The following is a 20,766-nucleotide window of genomic DNA, read 5'->3' as shown; positions in this document are numbered from 1 at the left end:
GTGCAGCCGCGACTCCAACTGGCTTCGAGGTGTCCCCAATGTGGCATCGGAGACGCTCAGTGTCCCCAATGCCACATTGGGGACACTGAACCCCGTCGCCCACGACCTCCGCGCGACATCGCCTCGACTACCGACACACCGATGGTGAAGAAGGATCCCTCAAGGAGGCCTTCACGGACATCGGGCCAGGTCAGCTCCCCGGCCGCTCGAATTCCCGGATCAGCACCGGGTACTGCTCCCCGCCGTGCCCGGCGGCGATCGCACGGTCGGCCATCGCCTTGAACAGCTTCGGCAGTTCGGCGTTCACGCCCAGTGCCTCGCATTCCTCGACCAGATGCGCCATTGCCCGTGCATCGGTTTCCAAGGCCGACACCTCCGCGGGGAAGGAATCCTTGTCGACCTGTTCGGCGTACCCGGGCAGCCAGCCCGCCACCCCGACGGCGATCTGCTGCGCGAAGGGCGCGTACGTCGCGGCGTCGACACCGGCCGTCTTGAGCATCGCGGTGCCCTGAAGCCACGCGTTCAGGACGCTCCACATCATCGTCAGGCCGGCGACGTCGTACAGGGACGCGAGTCCGGGGTCCTCGCCGAGGTGGCTGATCGTGCCGAGCGCGCCGATCTCGAAGTCCGGCCGCGGCCCGCTCAGCAGGATCACCGCGTCGGCGGTCCCGATCGTCGACGGGATGGCCATGATCGCGCCGTCCACGTACCGGGCGCCCCGTTTTTCGGCCCAGGCGGCGGTTTCCCGCGCCTGGGCGGAGTCGCCCGAGGTCAGGTTGACCAGTGTCGTGCCCGCCAGCACGGCGTCGCCGAGCAGTGCACGCACGGCGGAGTAGTCGGTGAGGCACAGGATCGTCACACCGCCCGAGCCGAGCGCGTCGCCGATCGTGGGCGCGAGCCGCGCGCCTTCGGCCACGAGCGCGTCCGCCTTGGCGGCCGTCCGGTTCCACACGGTCGTGGGATGCCCCGCCTTCAGGAACGCGCGGGCGAGCGCGGTGCCCATGAGACCGAGGCCGACGACCGATACCGGGGTGTTCTCGTTGTCTGTCATGGCACGATCGTCAACGTTGATACCGGTATGAAGGTCAAGTGGGGAAAGCGATGAAGATCGGTGAACTGAGTCACCGGACGGGCGTCAACGCCCACCAGTTGCGCTACTACGAGGCACAAGGCCTCCTGGAGGCGAGCCGCGGCGCGAACGGTTACCGCGAGTACGACGAGACGGCTTTGCTGCGGGTGAAGCAGATCCGTCATCTGCTCGCCGCCGGCCTGTCGTCCGAAGACATCGCGTACCTGCTCCCCTGCGCGATCGGCGAGGAACCCGAGCTGATCGGCTGCCCCGAGTTGCTGGCCGCGATGCGCGAGCGGCTCGGACGCCTGGACGAGCAGCTGGCCAAGCTGACGCGATCGCGCGACGCGCTGGCCGAGTACATCGTCGTGGCCGAGCGGGTCGGCGGCGAGACCTATCCGCCTTTCGACGGCGCCGCCGCGTGAACGAGGCACACGAAGCGATCCGGCTGCGGGAGCAAGGCACCGACGAGGCGCGCCTGCGGCTGATCGAGCTGGCCGGGCGGCACCCGCGGGACGCCGTGATCGCCTACCAGACGGCCTGGGCCCACGATTCCGCCGGACTGGAGGCCGAAGCGGCCCCGTTCTACGAACAGGCGCTCGCGGGCGACGGTCTGTCCACAGAGGACAGGCATGGCGTGTTCGTCGGGCTCGGCAGCACCTATCGCGTCCTCGGCCGGTACGACGAGTCGCTCGCGACCTTGCGGCGCGGCCTCGGCGAGTTCCCGGACGACGCGGCGCTGAGGACGTTCCTCGCGATGGCGCTCTACAACGTCGGCGAGGCGCGCGAGGCGGCGGGAACCTTGCTGAAGGTGCTCGCGGCGACCAGCGCGGACGACGGCGTCCAGCGGTACCGGCGAGCGGTCGAGTACTACGCGGACCATCTGGACGACGTCGAATGAGCCTTATTGACACCTTGTCAACGTAGCCTTACTTTCACGTCATGAGCGCGTACGCCGAAATCACCTACGAGGTCGCCGACCGCATCGCGACGGTCACGCTCAACCGGCCCGAAGCCCGCAACGGCTACACCATTCGCATGGCCGACGAACTCGGCGACGCGATGGACCGGGCCGACCGCGACGAGGACGTCCGGGTGGTGATCCTGACCGGCAACGGCAAGGATTTCTCGGTGGGCGCCGATCTCACGCAGGGCGGCTTCGACTTCGACCCGGAGACCGGCCCGGACGCGGCGTGGCAGGAGCCGGCGGGACGCTGCTCGAAACGGATCTTCACGATGAACAAGCCGGTGATCGCGGCCCTGCGGGGCGCGGCCGTCGGCGGCGGCATCACGATCACGCTGTCCTGCGACTACCGTCTCGCGTCCACGGATTCCCGGTTCGGCTTCGTCTTCGTCCGCCGCGGGATCTACCCCGAAGGCGCGTCCGCGTGGTTCCTCCCGCGGCTCGTCGGGATGGGAACGGCACTCGACTGGATGGTCAGCGGGCGTGTCTTCGGCGCCGAGGAGGCGAAGGCCGCCGGGCTGGTCCACAGTGTCCACGAGCCCGAGGAAGTGCTCGGCAAGGCGCGCGAACTGGCCCTCGAGATCGCGACGACCACCTCACCCGTTTCGGTCGCGGTGACCCGGCAGCTGCTGTACCGGATGGCGAGCGCCGCGTCGCCGTTCCCGGTGCACGAACTGGACTCCAAGCTGATCGGCGGGCTGGGCGCCAGCCCGGACGCGGTCGAGGGAGTCGTGTCCTTCCTGCAGAAACGACCACCGGAGTTCTCCATGCGCGTCGACACCGACCAGCCCGCCTATCTGCCGTGGCGGAACTCGTGACCGCCTATCCCCCGGAGCCCTGGAACCTGGCGGGTCAGGCGTACCTGTCGATCTGGCGTATCCCGGTGAGCGAACTGCCCGAACTGCCCAGCGGCGCCGAGCCGATCACGCTGGGCGGCCGCGCCCAGGTGTTCACCGCCTGGATCGACTACCAGGAGCCCGGGCAGCTCCAGTACCACGAACTGCTGGCGACCGTCGCGGTCCGCGGCGAACGCCTCTCCAGCTCCATCACCGACATCTGGGTCGACAGCGAGGTCTCCCTCGCCGGCGGACGCGCACTGTGGGGCATCCCCAAGGATCTCGCCGCGCTCGACTTCGCCCACGGGCGGACCTTCACCGCCTCGGCGGCCACCCACGAGGACTGGATCGCGACGGCGGCCTTCACCCCGCGCCCGAGCCTCCCGGTGCGGATGCCCGCGGCCTTCGACGTCGTCCAAATGCTGGACGGCCGTCTCAAAAGAAGCCCCGTCCGAGCGACGGCGAACCCGCGTCCCGCGGCCGCGGATTGGCGGATCAACGAGTCCGGCCCGTTCGGCTTCCTTGCCGGTCAGCGGCCCGCGCTGAGCGCCTGCCTGCGCGACTTCAAGATCGTTTTCGGCGGCTGACCAGCCGCTCAGCGTGATCGTCTAACCCGCCAGGGTGAGACCACGACACGCCACCCATTGGGGCACGTGCGGCCTCCGACCCCTACATGTAGTCTCTGGGAACCGGTACCGCCCAGCGACGGGGAGACCGCTCGGGAGCGGTTGCCGGACAGCTTTGTGAACGTGCAGCGCACGGCCTTGTGCGGCCTTGCGGTGCTTCAACGCGCCCTTTGGAGACTACGCATGTCAGTGGAAATCGGTCAGCGGCCACCTTCGTCCTCGGACACCACGCCCGCGACCGTGCGAGTCATCCGGCGGGACGGCAGCGTGTCCCCCTTCGACGCGAACAAGATCTCGGTCGCCGTGACCAAGGCCTTCCTCGCCGTCGAGGGCGGTGACGCGGCCGCCTCGTCGCGGATCCACCACCTGGTCAAGGAATTGACCGAGCAGATCGAGACCACCCTGCTCCGCCACGCCGGTCCCGAGACCGCGCTGCACATCGAGCAGATCCAGGACATCGTCGAACTGGCGCTGATGCGCGGCGAGCACCACAAGGTCGCCCGCGCGTATGTCCTGTACCGCGAGGAGCGCGCGAAGGCCCGTGAGGCCGAGAAGCCCGCGTCGTCCGACGTCGCCATCAGCGTCAAGGCGGCCGACGGCTCGCTTCGCCCGCTCGACTGGGCCCGCGTCTCGCACGTGGTCGGCGAGGCCGTCGCCGGCCTCGAGGACGTTTCGGCCGAGCCTGTCCTGGCCGAGGCCAAGCGCAACCTCTACGACGGCATCAGCGCCGACGAACTCGCCCTCGCCCAGATCATGGCCGCGCGCGTGCTCGTCGAGCAGGAGCCCAACTACTCCTACGTCAGTGCCCGGCTGCTCGCGGACAAGCTCCGCGGCGAGGCGCTCAGCTACCTCGCGGGAGTGCCGCAGCAGGCCAGCCAAGACGAGATGACCGCGAGGTACCCGCAGTACTTCCGGGACTACCTCAAGCGCGCCATCGAGCTGGAGCTGGTCAACCCCGAGCTGCAGACCTTCGACCTGGACAAGATCACCGCGGCCATCCGCGCCGAGCGTGACCTCGACTTCGGCTTCCTCGGCCTCCAGACCCTGTACGACCGGTACTTCCAGCACCACGACGGCGTCCGCTTCGAGCTGCCGCAGGCGTTCTTCATGCGCGTCGCGATGGGCCTGGCGATCCGCGAGGACGACCGGGAAGCCCGCGCCATCGAGTTCTACGAGCTGCTCTCGACGTTCCACTTCATGGCGTCCACCCCGACGCTGTTCAACTCGGGCACCACGCGCCCGCAGCTGTCGTCGTGCTTCCTGACCACTGTGGACGACGACCTGGACTCGATCTTCCAGGCGTACAAGAACAACGCGCTGCTGGCGAAGTACTCGGGCGGTCTCGGCAACGACTGGACCCCGGTCCGCGGCCTCGGCGCGCACATCAAGGGCACCAACGGCCAGTCGCAGGGTGTCGTGCCGTTCCTCAAGATCGCCAACGATACCGCGGTCGCGGTGAACCAGGGCGGCAAGCGCAAGGGCGCGGCCTGCGCGTACCTCGAGACCTGGCACGTGGACATCGAGGAATTCCTCGACCTGCGCAAGAACACCGGTGACGACCGTCGCCGCACGCACGACATGAACACCGCGAACTGGGTGCCGGACGAGTTCCTGCGCCGCGTCGAGGCCGACGCGCAGTGGACGCTGTTCTCGCCGAACGAGACCCCGGATCTGCACGACCTCTACGGCAACGCGTTCGCCGAGCGCTACCGCGAGTACGAGGCCGCCGCCGAGCGTGGCGAGCTGAAGGTGTTCCGCAAGGTCCGCGCGGTCGACCTGTGGCGCCGCATGCTGACCATGCTGTTCGAGACCGGCCACCCGTGGATCACCTTCAAGGACCCGTGCAACCTGCGTTCGCCGCAGCAGCACGTGGGTGTCGTGCACTCGTCCAACCTGTGCACCGAGATCACGCTGAACACCACCACCGACGAGGTCGCGGTCTGCAACCTCGGCTCGGTGAACCTGCTCAAGCACGTCACCCCCGAGGGCCTCGACACGAAGCGCCTCGAGAAGACCGTGCGCACGGCCGTTCGCATGCTCGACAACGTGATCGACATCAACTTCTACACGATCCCGGAGGCGCGCCGCTCCAACCTGCGCCACCGCCCGATCGGGCTGGGCCTGATGGGTTTCCAGGACGCGCTGTTCGAGATCGGTGTCCCGCTGTCCTCGGACGAGGCCGTGCAGTTCGCGGACACCAGCATGGAGCACATCAGCTACTACGCGATCTCGGCGTCGACCGACCTCGCCGAGGAGCGCGGCCAGTACCAGACGTTCGAGGGTTCCTTGTGGAGCAAGGGAATCCTGCCGATCGACTCGATGCAGCTGCTGATCGACGCGCGGCAGGGTGACGCGCTCGACGTCGACACCTCGTCCACTTTGGACTGGGCGCCGCTGCGCGAGCGGGTCAAGACCGTCGGCATGCGCAACTCCAATGTGATGGCGATCGCGCCGACCGCGACGATCTCCAACATCTGCGGGGTCGGGCAGTCGATCGAGCCGCTGTTCCAGAACCTGTTCGTCAAGTCGAACATGTCCGGTGACTTCACCGTGGTGAACCCGCACCTGGTCCGCTCGCTCAAGGAGCGCGGGCTGTGGGACGAGGTCATGGTGTCGGATCTCAAGTACTTCGACGGCAGCCTCGGCCAGATCGACCGCGTGCCGGACGACCTGAAGGCGCTGTACGCGACCGCGTTCGAGATCGAGTCCAAGTGGCTGGTGGACGCCGGTTCGCGGCGCCAGAAGTGGATCGACCAGGCTCAGTCGCTGAACCTGTACATCGCGGCGCCCAGCGGCCGCAAGCTCGACGAGCTGTACCGCTACGCCTGGCACAAGGGCCTCAAGACCACGTACTACCTGCGGGCGCGGTCCGCGACGCACGTGGAGAAGAGCACCCTGCGCGGCACCGACGGCAAGCTGAACGCGGTCTCGGCCACCCCGGCCCCCGCCGCACCCGCTTCGCCGAAGCCCGCCGCTCCGGCCCCGGCTCCCGCCGCTTCGCCCGCCCCGTCGGCTTCCGCCGCGGTCCCGGCCGTGCCGGTCACCGCGCCCGCACCGGCCGCCAAGCCGGAGCCGAAGGAGATGCCGAAGGTCTCGGACGTCGACTTCGTCGCCGCCGACGGCGCCGCCTGCCGGATCGACGACCCCGACTGCGAAGCCTGCCAGTAACGACATCCTCGTGAGTGGTAAGGGCGGTTAGAACCGTCCTTACCACTCACGACGCCTCTTGGAGTGTGCCCTTCATGACCACCTTTGACGCCTCCACCGACGCCACCGGCCTCGGTGAGATCGAAGTCGGCGCCGCCCGCATCAACGTCGACGACAAGCGGATGATCAACGCCCGCGCCGACGTCAACCAACTGCTGCCGATGAAGTACACCTGGGCGTGGGAGAAGTACCTCGCCGGCTGCAACAACCACTGGATGCCGACCGAGGTCGCCATGCAGGCCGACATCGCGCTGTGGAAGTCGCCCGACGGCCTCACCGAGGACGAGCGCACCATGCTCAAGCGCAACCTCGGCTTCTTCGCCACCGCGGAATCGCTGGTGGCCAACAACATCGTGCTCGCGGTATACCGGCAGATCACCAACCCCGAATGCCGCCAGTACCTGCTGCGCCAGGCGTTCGAGGAGGCCGTGCACACGCACACCTTCCAGTACATCTGCGAGAGCCTCGGCCTGGTCGAGGGCGAGCTGTTCAACATGTACCGCGAGGTCCCGTCCATCTCGGACAAGGACGCGTGGGCGCTGAAGTACACGCAGAACCTGGAGAACCCGGACTTCGAGACCGGGACGCCGGAGGCCGACCAGGCCTTCCTGCGTGACCTCGTCGCGTTCTACGTGATCTTCGAGGGCATGTGGTTCTACACCGGCTTCGCGCAGATCCTGTCGCTCGGCCGCCGGAACAAGATGGTCGGCATCGCCGAGCAGTACCAGTACATCCTGCGCGACGAGTCGATCCACCTGAACTTCGGCATCGACTGCATCAACCAGATCAAGATCGAGAACCCGCACCTGTGGACCGAGGAGTTCCAGGCTGAGGTCCGCACCATGCTGACCGAGGCGTGCGAACTCGAGGTCGCCTACGCCCGCGACACCATGCCGCGCGGCATGCTCGGGCTCTCGGCCGAGCTGATCGAGCAGTACATGCACTTCATCACCGACCGGCGGGCGCAGCAGATCGGTCTCGCGCCGATCTTCGGCGAGACGGAGAACCCGTTCCCGTGGATGTCGGAGGCGATGGACCTCAAGAAGGAGAAGAACTTCTTCGAGACCCGCGTCATCGAGTACCAGTCCGGTGGTGCCCTCGACTGGGACTGAACCCCGAACTCGCGTGCTCAGGCACGTGACTCGCGTGCTTGAACACGGAACACGCCGGGCGGACTTCCGCCCGGCGTGTTCCGTCTCCAGGCACGCGTGTTCCGCCTCCGATCACGTGAGTTACGCCTCCAGTCACGCGAGACCCGAATTCGGTACGCTCCGGGGTGCTACTGGTTCGCCCGGCCTCCCAGGCCGGTCGAGGTAACAGGGAACCCGGTGCGAATCCGGGACTGCCCCGCAGCGGTATGTGGGAACGAAAGCCGTCACCGTGCGAGACACGGTAAAGCACTGGGACATGGCGCCCCGGGAAGCGACGGCCGGTAGGAACGAGCGAGTCGCCCACGAGTCCGAAGACCTGCCCGTGGTACGCGCGCCGACGGCGTGCGTGAGTCCGGGCCTCGTGGGATGGGCACGACCGAACGGCGGTCATCCCCGCGCGCTCCGGGCTCGCCCGACAAGCTCGCGAGGAGAGAGCTGTGACCGAAATCGGCACGACTGTGCTGGGCTACCCCCGGATCGGACCGGACAGGGAACTCAAGCGTTCACTCGAACGCTACTGGGCGGGCAAGATCGACGAGGCCGAGCTACTGGGCACCGGCCGCGCGCTGCGCACCAGGACCTGGCGGGAACTCAAGGACGCGGGACTGAAATCCGTCCCCTCCAACACCTTCTCCCACTATGACCAGGTGCTCGACACCACCGAGCTGTTCGGAGCGCTGCCGGAGCGCTTCACGACGCTCGGTCTCTCGCCGCTCGACACCTACTTCGCCGCCGCACGCGGGGTGCAGGACGCGCCGGCGATGGAGATGACGAAGTGGTTCGACACGAACTACCACTACCTCGTCCCCGAACTCGGCCCGGACACGACGTTCTCGCTCACCGGCACCAAACCGCTCGACGAATACCGCGAAGCCCGTGCGGTCGGTGTCGAGACCCGGCCGGTGCTGGTGGGCCCGGTGACGTTCCTGCTGCTCGCGAAGCCGGCCGAGACCGCTCCGGAGGACTTCCGACCGCTGGACCTGCTCGACAACCTCCTCGACGGCTACGTCGAGCTGCTGCGCCGTCTGCACGACGAAGGCGTCGAGTGGGTTCAGTTCGACGAACCCGCCTTCGCCGCGGACCGCACCGAGAGGGAGCTCAACGCGCTCATCCGCACCTACCACCGGCTCGCGAAGGAGACCGCGCGGCCCAAGATCCTGGTCGCCGGGTACTTCGGCGGTCTCGGCCGCGGCTTGGGTGTGCTCGCGCGCTCTCCGATCGACGCCATCGCGGTCGACCTCGTCACCGATGAGTCCTTTGTGGACGCCGTCGCCGCCGAACCCGCCCTGCGGGACAAGGAGGTGCTGGCCGGTGTCGTGGACGGGCGCAACGTCTGGCGCACGGATCCGACCCGCGCGCTCAGCCGAGCGGCGATGCTGCTGGGTATCGCGAAATCGGTCAGCGTGTCGACGTCCTGCTCATTGCTTCACGTGCCCTACGACGTCGAGCGGGAGGACGGACTGCACCCGCGTCTGAAGGGCTGGCTCGCCTTCGCCAGGCAGAAGGTCGACGAGGTCGTCTTGCTCGGGCGCGCGCTGAAGGAAGAGGGCGTCGACCTCTCCGCCGCCCGTGCCGCGGCCACGGATCGCGCGACGGCGGCCGACCTGGCCGACAGCGGGGTCCGCGCCCGGCTGGAGGCACTGCGGCCGGAGGACACCGTCCGCTCCCCCTACGCCCGGCGCGCGGCGGCTCAGCAGGCCGCGCTGAAGCTGCCGCCGTTGCCGAGCACGACGATCGGCTCGTTCCCGCAGACCACCGACGTCCGCAAGGCGCGGGCCGCGCACAAGGCGGGTTCGCTGGACGACGCGGGCTACGAAGCCGCGATGAAGGCGGAGATCGAGCGCGTCGTCCGGCTGCAGGAGGACCTCGGCCTGGACGTGCTGGTGCACGGCGAACCCGAGCGCAACGACATGGTGCAGTACTTCGCCGAGCGGCTGGCCGGGTTCGCGGCCACCGACTTCGGCTGGGTACAGTCCTACGGTTCGCGCTGCGTCCGGCCGCCGATCCTGTACGGCGACGTCTCCCGGCCGGAGCCGATGACCGTCGAGTGGGCCCGCTACGCGCAGGGCCTGACCGGCAAACCCGTCAAAGGCATGCTGACCGGACCGGTGACGATCCTGGCGTGGTCGTTCGTCCGCGACGATCAGCCGCTGGGCGAGACCGCCCGTCAGGTGGCGCTGGCCATCCGCGACGAAGTGCACGAACTGCAGGAGGCGGGCATCCGCGTCATCCAGGTGGATGAGCCGGCGCTGCGGGAGCTGCTCCCGCTGCGCGCGGCGGCGCACGAGGCGTACTTCGCGTGGGCGGTTTCGTCGTTCCGGCTGGCGACTTCCGGAATCGACGACGCGACGCAGATCCACACCCATATGTGCTACTCGGAATTCGGCGACGTGGTCAAGGCGATCGACGCGCTCGACGCCGACGTCACCAGCATCGAGGCCGCGCGGTCGAAGATGGAGGTCGTCACCGACCTCGGCGCGGCGGGCTTCGGCCGCGGCGTCGGGCCTGGCGTCTACGACATCCATTCGCCGCGCGTCCCCGCGGTCGACGAGGTCAGCGGGCTGCTGCGGACCGCCGTCGGCGCCGTGCCCGCCGAGCGGATCTGGGTCAACCCGGACTGCGGTCTGAAGACCCGTGGGTACGCCGAGGTCGAACCGGCCCTGCGGAACCTGGTCGCGGCCGCCCGCGTGGTCCGCGCCGAACTGGCCTGACCGGTCCGTGAAGGCCTCCTTCCCTACCCTCAAGGTAGTGAAGGAGGCCTTCACGGAACTTCCACCGGGGTATTGTCAGGACGTCAATAAGGGTGCGATGGTGGAACGGTAACCGATCTCAGCGGGGAGATGGTCGCCATGGCGAACGCCGTCGAAAAGGTCACCGGGGCACTGCGCGAGCGGGTCCCGCCGCTCACCTCGATCCCCCTGCCGCGTTCGGTCGACCAGCGCTGGCTCGGCGCGACCTGGCCGGTCCGCGAGCTCGCGCCCGCCCCGCCGGGCCTCAAACCCGTCCTCGGCGACGAAGGCCCGCCGGTCATCGGGCACGCCCTGGACTTCATGCGCTTCGGCATCGAGTTCGGCCTCAAACGCTACGAGACCTACGGACCGGTGTCGTGGATGGGCGCGTTCGGGCGCCGCATCGTCGCGCTCACCGGTCCGGAGGCCACCCAGATCGCGTTGGTGAACAAGGACAAGGCCTTCTCCCAGGAGGGCTGGAAGTTCTTCATCGAGCAGTTCTTCGACCGCGGTCTGATGCTGCTCGACTTCGGCGAGCACCATCTGCACCGGCGGATCATGCAGGCGGCGTTCTCCCGGCAACGGCTCACCGGTTACGTCGACCAGATGGGGCCGGCCCTGCGTAAGGGCGTCGCCGCGTGGGCCGACCGGCCGAACCCGCGGATCTACTGGTCCCTCAAGCAGCTCACGCTCGACGTCGCGACGCGCGTGTTCATGGGCATGAGTTCCGGCGACGACGCGGCCGCGATCAACCGCGCGTTCGTGAACTCCGTGCGCGCGGGCACGGCCATCGTGCGGTTCCCCGTTCCCGGCGGCCGCTGGGCGGCGGGTTTGCACGGCCGCAAGGTCCTCGAACGCTACTTTTCGGCGAACCTGCCGGCGAAACGGGCCGGCGACGGCGACGACCTCTTCACCGCGTTGTGCCACGCCACCACCGAAGACGGTGACCGCTTCACCGACTCCGACGTCGTCAATCACATGATCTTCCTGATGATGGCCGCGCACGACACCTCGACGATCACCAGCGCCGCCGCCGTCTACCACCTCGCCAAGAATCCCGAGTGGCAGGAACGCGCGCGCCGGGAATCGCTCGCGCTCGGCGACGACGTGCCGGACATCGAGGCGCTGGAGACCCTGACGACGCTGGATCTGGTGATCAAGGAAGCCCTGCGGCTGGTGGCCCCGGTTCCTTCCCTGACCAGGAAGACCGTGAAGGACACCGAGGTTCTCGGGCATTTCATTCCCGAAGGGACACTCGTCGGGGTTTCCCCCACTGTCAACCACTTCTCGCCGGAGCACTGGACCGACCCCATGCGGTTCGACCCGGACCGCTTCGGCGAGGACCGCCGCGAGGACAAGTCGCATCGCTACGCGTGGATGCCGTTCGGCGGCGGGGCGCACAAGTGCATCGGCCTGCATTTCGGGACGTTCGAGGTGAAGGCGCTGCTGCACGAGATGCTGCGGGCGTATCGGTGGTCGGTACCGGAGAACTACACCGCACGCTGGGACTACGTCTCGCTGCCCGTGCCGGCGGACGGACTGCCGATCCGCCTGACATCCCGCTGAAGCCGGACCAATCGGACAAACACGATCGAGCACTCTTGGTAACTTCCGGTCACCACTCGTGTAGCAGCGATCACCCTTTCAGCCGGTAGACACCCCGGATCGCGCATGATGCCGTGACACTACACCCGGTCGGCCCATACCTAGTGTGGGTCCGTGGGCTCGGACACCCGGTCTGAGCTGGCCATCAACCGAGCATGAAGAGGTGAAGTGTGCCCGAACCTGGTTCCGCGCCAGGGTTGGTGGACGTCGCTCGGAGATGGGCCGAGACGCTCGCTGACACTAAAGGAGTATCGCTTCCCAAGGAGCAACTCGAACAGCTGCTGCTCGGTGTCGCCCAGGACGCCGTCTTGGCCGAGCCCGACCATCAGCCCGCCGTGCTGCGCTTCTCCAAGCTCTATTCCGCCTCTCCCATCGGGATCGCCCTCGCGGACGCCAACGGCACCATCGTGGAGGCGAACGCCGCGCTCGGCCGTCTCCTCGGCTGCCGCCCCTCCGCGCTGCGCGGGCGGGAGATCCCCGATCTCGGCTCCGCCGAACACGACGTCGCCCGCCTGCGGAACGCGCTCGCGCAGCTCATGACGCACGGGCAGCCGACACAGCAGGAACGCCTGCTGCTGGATCACAGCGAGGAAGGCTCGCTCTGGGTCGACGTGACTCTCACCGACCTCCCGGGTGACCGGCCCGATTCGACCTATCCGGTGCTGATGGTCTCCGACGCCAACGAGATCCACCTGCTGCAGGAACGGCTGCTGCACCAGAACGTGCACGACGCGCTGACCGGCCTGCCCAACGCCACCGCGTTCGGCAACGCCCTCGAAACCGCGCTGGCCGGGTCCGGCGGCGAGCAGGTCGCGCTCGTCTATCTCGACGTCGACGGCTTCAAGGTGATCAACGACGGTCTCGGGGCCGGCGTGGGCGATCAGGTGCTGCGCGGGGTCGCGAAGAAGCTCACGTCCGTCTTCACCGGCAGGCACAACGGCTCGGTCGCCCGGCTGTCCGGCGACGGGTTCGCCGTCCTGCTGCGCGGCGACTTCACCCCGCCCGATGTGATCGCGCTGGTCGAGCAGGCCTTGGAGGAGCTGGTCGAGCCGATCTACCTCGGCGGGCACGGTATCGGGGTCAGCGCGAGCGCGGGCATCGTCGTCCGCCCGGTCGCCGACGGCGGACCCGAAGACCTGCTTCGCGCCGCGGAAATCGCCCTGCACCGCGCCAAGGAGGCGGGCAAGGCGCAGTGGATGCTGTTCGATCCGGAACTCGACGCGCGTGACCGGGGCCGCTACCAGCTCGGCGCGGTCATCGCGGGCGCGCTGGAGAACGGTGAGTTCTCGCTGATCTACCAGCCGACGGTGAAGCTCGCGAATCCCGACCAGCTGGCCGCGGTCAACGCCGGGTTGCGCTGGAGCCACCCGGAGAAGGGTGAACTGGACTCGGACGATTTCTATCCGCTCGCGCAGATCACCGGGATGACCATCCCGCTCGGCCGATGGCTGCTGGCCGAATCGCTCGCCGCCACCGCGAGATGGCGGAACAGGTTCGGCGAGGCCGCTCCCGACGTCTGCGTGCGGCTGCCGAACCGGCTGGCCATCGAGCCCGATCTGGTCCTGTTGGTCAAGGAACAGCTCGACCGGCACAACCTGCCCGCCCAGGCGCTGCGGCTGTGCACGGACCGCGAGTCCGTGCTCGACTCGAGCGGCGAGGTGCTGGACTCCTTCGCCGTGCTGGCCGATCTGGGCTCCCAGCTGGTGCTGGCCATCTCCGGTTCGGACGATCTGGAGCTGATCCCGCGCCACGGGCTGCCGGTCCGCCACGTGATCCTGTCCGGCGCGGTCGTCGACGCGCTGGCCGACGGCGAGGACGAGGCCGACGTCCGCCACCTGTGCCAGCTGGTCGCCAGGGCCAAGGAGCTGAACCTGCGCATCGGCGCGGAGGGCGTCCGGAGTCACGAACAGGCCGAACGGCTGCGGCGGTACGGCGTACTCGCGGCGCGTGGTTCGTTCGTGGCGGATTCCGCGACCGGGGACGAGGTCGACGAGCTGATCGAACGGCACGCCCACTGACGTGACAGGATCGGTCCATGGACCAAGGTGACATCGCCCCGGACTTCACTCTGCCCGACGACAAGGGCGAGGAGCGCACGCTGTCGGACTTCCTCTCGTCCGGCCCGGTCGTGCTGTTCTTCTACCCCGCCGCGATGACCAGCGGCTGCACCGCGGAAAGCTGCCATTTCCGCGACCTGGCCGCGGAATTCGCCGAAGTGGGCGCGCACCGCGTCGGCATCAGCCCGGACGCCGTAGCCAAACAGCAGGAGTTCTCCGCCAAGCACGGCTTCGACTACCCCCTGCTGTCCGATGTGGACGGTGTGGTGGCGAAACAGTTCGGCGTATGGCGCAAATTCAGCCCGCTGCATGCCAAACGGCACACCTTCGTCATCGACACCGACCGCAAGGTGCTCGAAGTGATCAAGAGTGAGCTGAAGTTCACCGTGCACGCCGACAAGGCGCTCGCGGCCTTGCGCGAGCGCAAGACTAAGGACGCTTGAGCCGCCAGATCCGGTTGACGCCCGCGCAGGCGGGGGCGAGCGGCGGTTCGGCGGCCTCGTCGCCGGTCATCGTGAAGCCCAGCCGCGCGGGCACGGCACCGCTCGCGAGGTTCTTCTCGTCGTGCCGGATCTCGATCCCCGGCGCGCCGAGCCGGAAAGCCTCGTCGGCCAAGAGCTTCGCGGCCCTGGTCGCGAAGCCGCGACCGGTGTGGTGCCTGCCGAGCCAGTAACCGATCTCGATCCGGCCCGGATGCGTGATCATGCCCGCGCCGCCGACGAGGTCTTCCCCGCTGAGGATCGCGAAGTCGTAGGTCTTGCCGTCGGCCCAGTTCTCCGCGGTCCGCTCCAGGAAGTCGGCGGCTTCACGACGGCCACAACCGTAGGTGGCCCAGATCATCCAGGCGCCGAGATGCCCGGCGGAGTCGCCCGCGACGGCGGCGAGGGTTTCGAGCTGCTCCGGCTTCCAGCGGCGCAGCGTGACGACGTCGTCGGCGAGGGTTTCGGCGGGCGCTTCCATCAGGCTCCTCGTGAGTGGCAAGGACGGTTAGAACCGTCCTTACCACTCACGAGGCCGACGATCAGGTCAAGATCGCGCTGTCCGGGATCTCCGTGTCGTTCTTCAACGCGTCGAACAGCAGCTTCGACTTCGTCTTGTCCCAGTTCTCCGCCGAACCGCTGGTCACCGGCACCGTCGTGGTGACGACGCCGCCCGAGGAGATCCCGCGCATCGCCAGCGCCAGCCCCACCAGATTGTGCACGTGGTCGCCCGAATCCATCGTCAGCGCGTCCGGCGCCGTCGACAGCAGCGGGAAAAGCGAGAACGGGTTCAGCAATGTGCCGGGGCTGCCGATCTCGCTGACCATCGCGCCGATGAACTTCCGCTGGTTGGCCACGCGGTCGAGGTCCGAACGCGGGGTGGCCTCGCTGTGCCGCATGCGGACGAACCCGAGCGCCTGCGGGCCCTGGAGGTCCTGGCAGCCCGCGGGGATCTTGATCTTGGTGAGGGTGTCCTCCATCGGCTTCTCGACGCACATGTGGACCCCGCCGATCGCGTCGACGATCTTCGCGAAGCCGCCGAAGCCGATCTCGGCGTAGTGGTCGATGCGCAGGCCCGTGGCGCCCTCGACGGTCTGCGCGAGCAGCGTCGGGCCGCCGATCGAGAACGCCGCGTTGATCTTGTTCTTGCCGTGCCCCGGGATGGTCACCTGCGAGTCGCGCGGAAGGCTCAGCAGCGTCGGTTTGGTGCTGTTGTCAGGGACGTGCGCGATCATGATGGTGTCGGTGCGCTTGCCACCGCCTGCGGCCTTGCTGTCCCCGGTGACCAGCTTCTCCTGCTCTTCGGGGGTCAGCCCGTCGCGGCTGTCGGAGCCCACGATCAGCCAGTTGGTGCCTTCGGCAGCGACGGGGCGGCCGGAGTAGTCGGCCAGCGCGTCGACGCGGTTGATGGAGAACTCCAGGTACACCCACACGCCGGCGAGGAACACCACGAACACGGTCAGCAGGGTGAGCAGCACCTTGCCGAAGCCCCAGCGCTTACGTCGCCGCGGCGGCCGCGCACCGTCGTCGGCCGGGCGGCCAGGAGGGGGCTGCGGCGGGCCTGGACGGCGTGGTGGCGGACCGGCGGGCCGTTCCTGGCCGCCGTGCCCCATGGGCCTCGTCCGCTCGTCGTACGGGCTGCTCCCCCGGCCCGGCAGCGGCATCATCTGCGCGGGCTGATGCCGCCGGGGGCGGCCGGACGGCGGCCGTTGCGGCGGCGGCATCCGTCGCCCTCGGTCGTCGCCTCCATACGTCATGCCGAATCACCCGTCCCGGTCTCGCGTGTAGGGCCCAGTCAACCGCAGACCCTAGGTGAAGGACGTCCGGCACCCCGCATCGGTTGGGTGGAGCTCACCGTCCGTTTTCGGCGAATCCGAACTGGTGGACCTTGAGATACCCCGAACGGAACCCCGCTTCGGAGTACGCCAGATAGAACTCCCACGTCCGCTTGAAGACGTCGTCGAAGCCCAGTTCGGTGATTTCGTCCCACCGCTGGCTGAAATTCTCCCGCCACAGCCGCAACGTGCGGGCGTAGTCCTGGCCGAACTCGCGTACTCCCTCCAGTTTCAGCCTGGTGTGCGCCAGCATGCCCTGCTCGACCGACGTCGTGGACGGGATGAGCCCACCGGGGAAGATGTACTTGTGCACCCAGGTGTAGGACCGGGCCGCGGCGAGCATGCGTTCGTGGTCCATGGTGATGGCCTGGAGCCCCAGCCTTCCGCCCGGCTTCAGCCGCTTCCCGATGGTCTCGAAGAACGTCGGCCAGTACGCTTCCCCGACCGCTTCGATCATCTCGACGCTGACCACGGCGTCGTACTGGCCGGTCGAGTCGCGGTAGTCGCACAGCCGGACATCGACGCGGTCGGCGAAGCCCGCCGCCGCGATGCGCTCGGTCGCCAGCTTCGCCTGCTCCTCGGAAATGGTCAGCGAGGTGACCGTGGCCCCGCGCGCGGCGGCCCGGATCGAGAGTTCGCCCCAGCCGGTGCCGATCTCGAGCACGGTGCTGCCTTCGCGGACCCCGGCGTAGTCGAGGACGCTGTCGATCTTGCGGTGCTGGGCGGCGGTGAGGTCGTCGTCCGGGCCGAACAACGCCGACGAGTACATCATCGACGGGTCCAGGAACGCACCGAACAGGTCGTTGGACAGGTCGTAGTGGCGATGGATGTTCGCCCGCGCGCCCTCGACGGTGTTCTCCTCGCCGGCCGGGTGGCCGCGGTCGACGAAGCGGCGGAACCGTTGCAGCAGCGGCGGGATGAGCGTCGCCATCCGCTCCGCGAACGGGGTCAGCACCTCGGCGAGCGCGTCGCTCGTCCAGTCGCCGACCATGTAGGCCTCACCGAAGCCGATCTTCGCGTCCACGCCGAGGCGGTGGAAGAAGGCGGCGGGGCGGTTGAGCCGCATCTCGGGCGCGTCCGGCCCGCCGGCGCCGAGCTGCGAGCCGTCGGGCATGCGCACGCGGACGTTCAGCGGGCGCACCGCCTGCCGGAACAACTGCTCGGCGATCCGCGCCCGGAACGGGGAATGCGGCGGGGTGGCCAGTCCGGGCCACCGGTTTTCGTCAAGGGTGGGCAGGCCGGACGAACCGGCCGTCCGATCGACGCTCGACGTGGACATGAGTACTCCCTCCCGCCCGGTCTAGACCGGGATCCGCAGCCGTTCCGAGCTCGGCCGCCCCCAGGCGCCGCTCAGCGTTTCGTCAGTTCCCCCGGCTTCGATCAGCTCGAGTGTGAAAGCGCGTACGAGACGGTTCCAGACGCGAGACCTTCGTAGCATCGCGTGCCCTTCGCCGCCTATTTCAAACCGCGCGGATCGCGACGTCACCTTTTCGGCGCGTTCCGCGAAAGCGTGTGATGCCACCGGATCGGTCATCCGGTCCTTGGTCCCGTGCGCGATGAGCACGGCACGGCCGCCGACGGCACCGATGGGTTCACCCGGTGGTGTCCACGGCGCCAGCGCGCAGACGCCGATGACGGCCGGATCGTCGGCGACGCGCAGGGCGACCCGCCCGCCCATCGAATGGCCGACGAGGATCACCGGAACCCCCGGATGGTCATCGCGGACGCGTTCCAGTGCCCAGCGCGCGTCGGCGAGCGCGTCGGTGCCGTGGTCGTTCCAGCCGTAGATCCGGTTGCGCAGGAGCCTCACCTCGACCCCGTGCGCCCGGCCCGCCCGATGGACGTCCCTCGCCAGCGGCACCATCCGCTGGTACGCCAGCCGCCACGGCGCGACGCGGGCATGACTGTGCTCCGCGCCGCCGTGCAGGACCAGCACCACGCCTTTCACCCGGCCGCGTACTCGCCAAGTCCGCACCGCGGGATCAGCCTCGCTCACCCTGGACCCTCCAGTCTCCGAAACCCCGGCCGCAGTGATCGGGTCAACCTCGATCATGACCCGATGTATTCCACTTCGGCCATTGGTCCACGCGATACATTCGTCGCTGATCTCCAGACGGAAGGGCGGATGTGGTGAGCACCACCGAACGTTGTGCAGGCGTCACCGAACGGCTCGCTGAGGCCGAACGGGGTAACGCGGAGCAGATCCGGAAGTCGGCCGAGCTGATCCTGGGGGTCATCCGGGCGGACGCCCTGGTGTTCACCGCCGGGGCCGGACATTCACTGGCCGCGGTCGCCGAGACCTTCTACCGGGCGGGTGGGCTCGCCTGTGTGTACCCGGTCTACCACCCCGAACTGCTGCCGTTGCACGGCGCGCAGCACAGCACCAAGACCGAGCGCCGCTCCGGGCTGGCCGAAGAGGTGCTGGCCGAGCGCGCGCCGGGCCCGGACGACGTACTCGTGGTGTTCTCGACCTCGGGGGTCAACCCGTACCCGGTCGAACTGGCCGCCGGTGCCCGGAAGCGCGGGGCAGCGGTCATCGCGGTGAGTTCGGCCGCGTCGGTGGCCAAGGCGCCCAAACGCGCGGCCACGACGCTGCTCGAAGAGGCGACCATCGTGCTCGACTCCCACGTCCGTCCCGGGGACGCGAGCTACCCGCCGGAAGCGCCGCGGACCGCGCCGCTGTCCACGGTGATCAACGCGTTCCTGTGGAACCTCGTGCTCGCCGAGGTCGTCGACCTCGGTGCGGCGCAGGGCGTCGACATCCCGCTGTGGCGCAGTTCCAACGTGGACGGTGGCGACGAGGCCAACGCCGCGCTGCTGGCCAAGTACGGCGCGCGGGTTCCCGCTCTCCGCTAGTTCTTTACCGCGCGGACGAGTTCCTTGACTCGTCCGCGCGGCGCTTCTACGGTCACATACCGACCGGTCGGTGTCCGCAGGAGGTCCGTGCCATGACCGAGATCCACGGCGAGTGCGCGGCGGGCTTCGAACCCGTCCGCGCCGCCTTCGAGGAGAACTTCGCCGAACGCGACGAGATCGGCGCCGCGTTCTCGGTGACGCGGCACGGCGAGACCGTGGTCGATCTCTGGGCCGGCTGGGCCGATCCGGACCGGACGACCCCGTGGCGGGCGGACACGCTCACCAACGTCTGGTCGACCACCAAGGGCATGACCGCGCTCTGCGCTCACCACCTCGCCGACGCCGGACTGCTCGAGCTCGACGCGCCGGTCGCGAAGTACTGGCCGGAGTTCGCGGCGGCGGGCAAGCGGGAGATCCCGGTGCGCTGGCTGCTCTCGCACCGCTCCGGGGTGACCGGGGTCGGTTTCGACCGGCCGGTGACGGTGAAGGAACTGTACGACTGGGACCACATCACCGGACTGCTCGCCGCGCAGGCGCCGCTCTTCGAACCGGGCACCGCCAGCGGCTACCACGCGCTGTCGTTCGGGTTCCTCGTCGGCGAGGTGATCCGCCGGGTGAGCGGGCAGGACGTCCGCGCGTACTTCGCCGGGCACATCGCCGGCCCGCTGGACGCGGACTTCCGGATCGGCCTGGACTCCGACGCCGATCTGGCGCGCTGCTCCACCCTCGTCGAGCCCGTGCTCAGCGCCGAGATGACGACCGCGCTGACCCAGGCGTTCACCAACGCAGGCCCGGTCGCTCTCGCGGCGCTGGCGAACCCGCGCGTACAAGGCCGTGACGCCAACGATCCCGCGTGGCGGCGCGCGATCCTGCCCGCCTTGAACGGTCACGGCACCGCCAGGGCCATCGCGACCATTTACGGCGCGCTCGCCTCCGGGCGCCTGCTCTCGGCCGGAGCGCTCGCGACCGCCCGTGAAGGACAGGGCCGCGAGGCCGACGTCGTCGGCGGGCTGGGCAACGAATGGGCGCTGGGGTTCTACCTCGGCAGCGAGGAACGCGGCTTCGGGCCGAACCCGCGCGCGTTCGGGCACGACGGGTTCGGCGGCTCGTCCGGTGGCGCGGATCCCGAAAGCGGGATCGCCTTCGGCTACACGATGAACCGGATGGGCCCGCTGATGCGGGACGATCCGCGGAAGATGGCGCTGGTGAACGCGACCTTCCGCGCCCTGCGGTCGTGGGGGGGGGGTTGGGGTTTTCCCCCCACCACCCCCCCCCACCCACCCACCACACAAAGGACCGCCCCCCTTTTTCCCCCCCCTTCCCCCTCGGAAGGAAACGGAAAAAGTAGGGTA

Annotated in this window: 17 protein-coding genes and 1 riboswitch; of the genes, 12 read left to right on the top strand and 5 right to left on the bottom strand. The window is 68.7% G+C overall.

What is annotated here, in order from left to right:
* Positions 1–190: 190 nt before the first annotated feature.
* Entirely contained in the window at positions 191–1,051 is an 861-nt protein-coding gene (locus AC069I_RS15460) for an NAD(P)-dependent oxidoreductase (RefSeq protein WP_478227579.1), read from the bottom strand.
* A 50-nt stretch (positions 1,052–1,101) separates the two neighbouring features.
* Between AC069I_RS15460 and AC069I_RS15455 the strand changes: the two genes are divergently transcribed.
* The 10 genes from AC069I_RS15455 (at position 1,102) to AC069I_RS15410 (ending at position 14,687) form a co-directional block, all read left to right on the top strand.
* The gene (locus AC069I_RS15455; protein WP_478227578.1) at positions 1,102–1,494 is read left to right on the top strand and encodes a MerR family transcriptional regulator; all 393 of its coding nucleotides are present in this window, start codon (positions 1,102–1,104) and stop codon (positions 1,492–1,494) included.
* On the top strand, positions 1,491–1,970 hold the full coding sequence (locus tag AC069I_RS15450; protein WP_478227577.1) for a tetratricopeptide repeat protein: 480 nt from the start codon (positions 1,491–1,493) through the stop codon (positions 1,968–1,970). Before AC069I_RS15455 ends, AC069I_RS15450 begins: the two co-directional genes overlap by 4 nt.
* Positions 1,971–2,011: 41 nt before the next feature.
* Positions 2,012–2,851, top strand: coding sequence for an enoyl-CoA hydratase-related protein (locus AC069I_RS15445; RefSeq protein WP_478227576.1), 840 nt, complete (start codon positions 2,012–2,014; stop codon positions 2,849–2,851).
* Positions 2,848–3,456, top strand: a complete 609-nt coding sequence (locus tag AC069I_RS15440) for an acetoacetate decarboxylase family protein (RefSeq protein WP_478227617.1) — start codon at positions 2,848–2,850, stop codon at positions 3,454–3,456. Before AC069I_RS15445 ends, AC069I_RS15440 begins: the two co-directional genes overlap by 4 nt.
* Before the next feature lie 222 nt (positions 3,457–3,678).
* A complete protein-coding gene (locus tag AC069I_RS15435; RefSeq protein ID WP_340683062.1) occupies positions 3,679–6,663 on the top strand; it encodes a ribonucleoside-diphosphate reductase subunit alpha in 2,985 nt (994 codons plus the stop codon).
* A 74-nt stretch (positions 6,664–6,737) separates the two neighbouring features.
* Entirely contained in the window at positions 6,738–7,814 is a 1,077-nt protein-coding gene (locus tag AC069I_RS15430) for a ribonucleotide-diphosphate reductase subunit beta (RefSeq protein WP_340683063.1), read from the top strand.
* 154 nt (positions 7,815–7,968) lie between these two features.
* A riboswitch (cobalamin riboswitch) is annotated at positions 7,969–8,191 on the top strand.
* Positions 8,192–8,290: 99 nt separating this feature from the next.
* Positions 8,291–10,564: a 5-methyltetrahydropteroyltriglutamate--homocysteine S-methyltransferase gene (metE, locus tag AC069I_RS15425; RefSeq protein ID WP_478265676.1), complete on the top strand. Its 2,274-nt coding sequence runs from the start codon at positions 8,291–8,293 to the stop codon at positions 10,562–10,564.
* Positions 10,565–10,702: 138 nt separating this feature from the next.
* Positions 10,703–12,148, top strand: a complete 1,446-nt coding sequence (locus tag AC069I_RS15420; RefSeq protein ID WP_478265675.1) for a cytochrome P450 — start codon at positions 10,703–10,705, stop codon at positions 12,146–12,148.
* Between the two features lie 209 nt (positions 12,149–12,357).
* Positions 12,358–14,205, top strand: coding sequence for a putative bifunctional diguanylate cyclase/phosphodiesterase (locus AC069I_RS15415; protein WP_478227573.1), 1,848 nt, complete (start codon positions 12,358–12,360; stop codon positions 14,203–14,205).
* 17 nt (positions 14,206–14,222) lie between these two features.
* Positions 14,223–14,687, top strand: coding sequence for a peroxiredoxin (locus AC069I_RS15410; protein WP_034311845.1), 465 nt, complete (start codon positions 14,223–14,225; stop codon positions 14,685–14,687).
* Here the strand turns inward: AC069I_RS15410 and AC069I_RS15405 are convergent.
* The 4 genes from AC069I_RS15405 to AC069I_RS15390 form a co-directional block, all read right to left on the bottom strand.
* Positions 14,674–15,204, bottom strand: coding sequence for a GNAT family N-acetyltransferase (locus tag AC069I_RS15405; protein WP_478265674.1), 531 nt, complete (start codon positions 15,202–15,204; stop codon positions 14,674–14,676). The genes AC069I_RS15410 and AC069I_RS15405 overlap by 14 nt on opposite strands.
* 61 nt (positions 15,205–15,265) lie before the next feature.
* On the bottom strand, positions 15,266–16,480 hold the full coding sequence (locus tag AC069I_RS15400) for an LCP family protein (RefSeq protein WP_478227571.1): 1,215 nt from the start codon (positions 16,478–16,480) through the stop codon (positions 15,266–15,268).
* A gap of 94 nt (positions 16,481–16,574) precedes the next feature.
* Positions 16,575–17,837 carry a class I SAM-dependent methyltransferase gene (locus AC069I_RS15395; RefSeq protein ID WP_478265673.1) on the bottom strand — a complete coding sequence of 421 codons (1,263 nt, stop codon included), beginning with the start codon at positions 17,835–17,837 and terminating at the stop codon, positions 16,575–16,577.
* Positions 17,838–17,858: 21 nt separating this feature from the next.
* The gene (locus tag AC069I_RS15390) at positions 17,859–18,554 is read right to left on the bottom strand and encodes an alpha/beta hydrolase (protein WP_340683070.1); all 696 of its coding nucleotides are present in this window, start codon (positions 18,552–18,554) and stop codon (positions 17,859–17,861) included.
* Positions 18,555–18,685: 131 nt separating this feature from the next.
* On the opposite strand from AC069I_RS15390, the gene AC069I_RS15385 reads away from it, so the two are divergent.
* Both AC069I_RS15385 and AC069I_RS15380 read left to right on the top strand, forming a co-directional pair.
* Positions 18,686–19,414: a sugar isomerase domain-containing protein gene (locus tag AC069I_RS15385; protein ID WP_478227569.1), complete on the top strand. Its 729-nt coding sequence runs from the start codon at positions 18,686–18,688 to the stop codon at positions 19,412–19,414.
* 92 nt (positions 19,415–19,506) lie between these two features.
* On the top strand, positions 19,507–20,766 hold a 1,260-nt coding region (locus AC069I_RS15380), incomplete at its 3' end, for a serine hydrolase domain-containing protein (RefSeq protein ID WP_478265672.1).

Source organism: Amycolatopsis sp. NPDC043885 (genome assembly GCF_056435685.1).
Note: the sequence above shows the minus strand (reverse complement) of the source record. Positions and strands in the feature narration are given on the sequence as shown.

What these genes read in the sequence shown, in the direction of transcription:
- AC069I_RS15460 (WP_478227579.1), bottom strand. Translation starts at nt 1,051, where the DNA reads ATGACAGACAACGAGAACACCCCGGTATCGGTCGTCGGCCTCGGTCTC.
- AC069I_RS15455 (WP_478227578.1), top strand. Translation starts at nt 1,102, where the DNA reads ATGAAGATCGGTGAACTGAGTCACCGGACGGGCGTCAACGCCCACCAG.
- AC069I_RS15445 (WP_478227576.1), top strand. Translation starts at nt 2,012, where the DNA reads ATGAGCGCGTACGCCGAAATCACCTACGAGGTCGCCGACCGCATCGCG.
- AC069I_RS15435 (WP_340683062.1), top strand. Translation starts at nt 3,679, where the DNA reads ATGTCAGTGGAAATCGGTCAGCGGCCACCTTCGTCCTCGGACACCACG.
- AC069I_RS15430 (WP_340683063.1), top strand. Translation starts at nt 6,738, where the DNA reads ATGACCACCTTTGACGCCTCCACCGACGCCACCGGCCTCGGTGAGATC.
- AC069I_RS15420 (WP_478265675.1), top strand. Translation starts at nt 10,703, where the DNA reads ATGGCGAACGCCGTCGAAAAGGTCACCGGGGCACTGCGCGAGCGGGTC.
- AC069I_RS15410 (WP_034311845.1), top strand. Translation starts at nt 14,223, where the DNA reads ATGGACCAAGGTGACATCGCCCCGGACTTCACTCTGCCCGACGACAAG.
- AC069I_RS15405 (WP_478265674.1), bottom strand. Translation starts at nt 15,204, where the DNA reads ATGGAAGCGCCCGCCGAAACCCTCGCCGACGACGTCGTCACGCTGCGC.
- AC069I_RS15400 (WP_478227571.1), bottom strand. Translation starts at nt 16,480, where the DNA reads ATGACGTATGGAGGCGACGACCGAGGGCGACGGATGCCGCCGCCGCAA.
- AC069I_RS15395 (WP_478265673.1), bottom strand. Translation starts at nt 17,837, where the DNA reads ATGTCCACGTCGAGCGTCGATCGGACGGCCGGTTCGTCCGGCCTGCCC.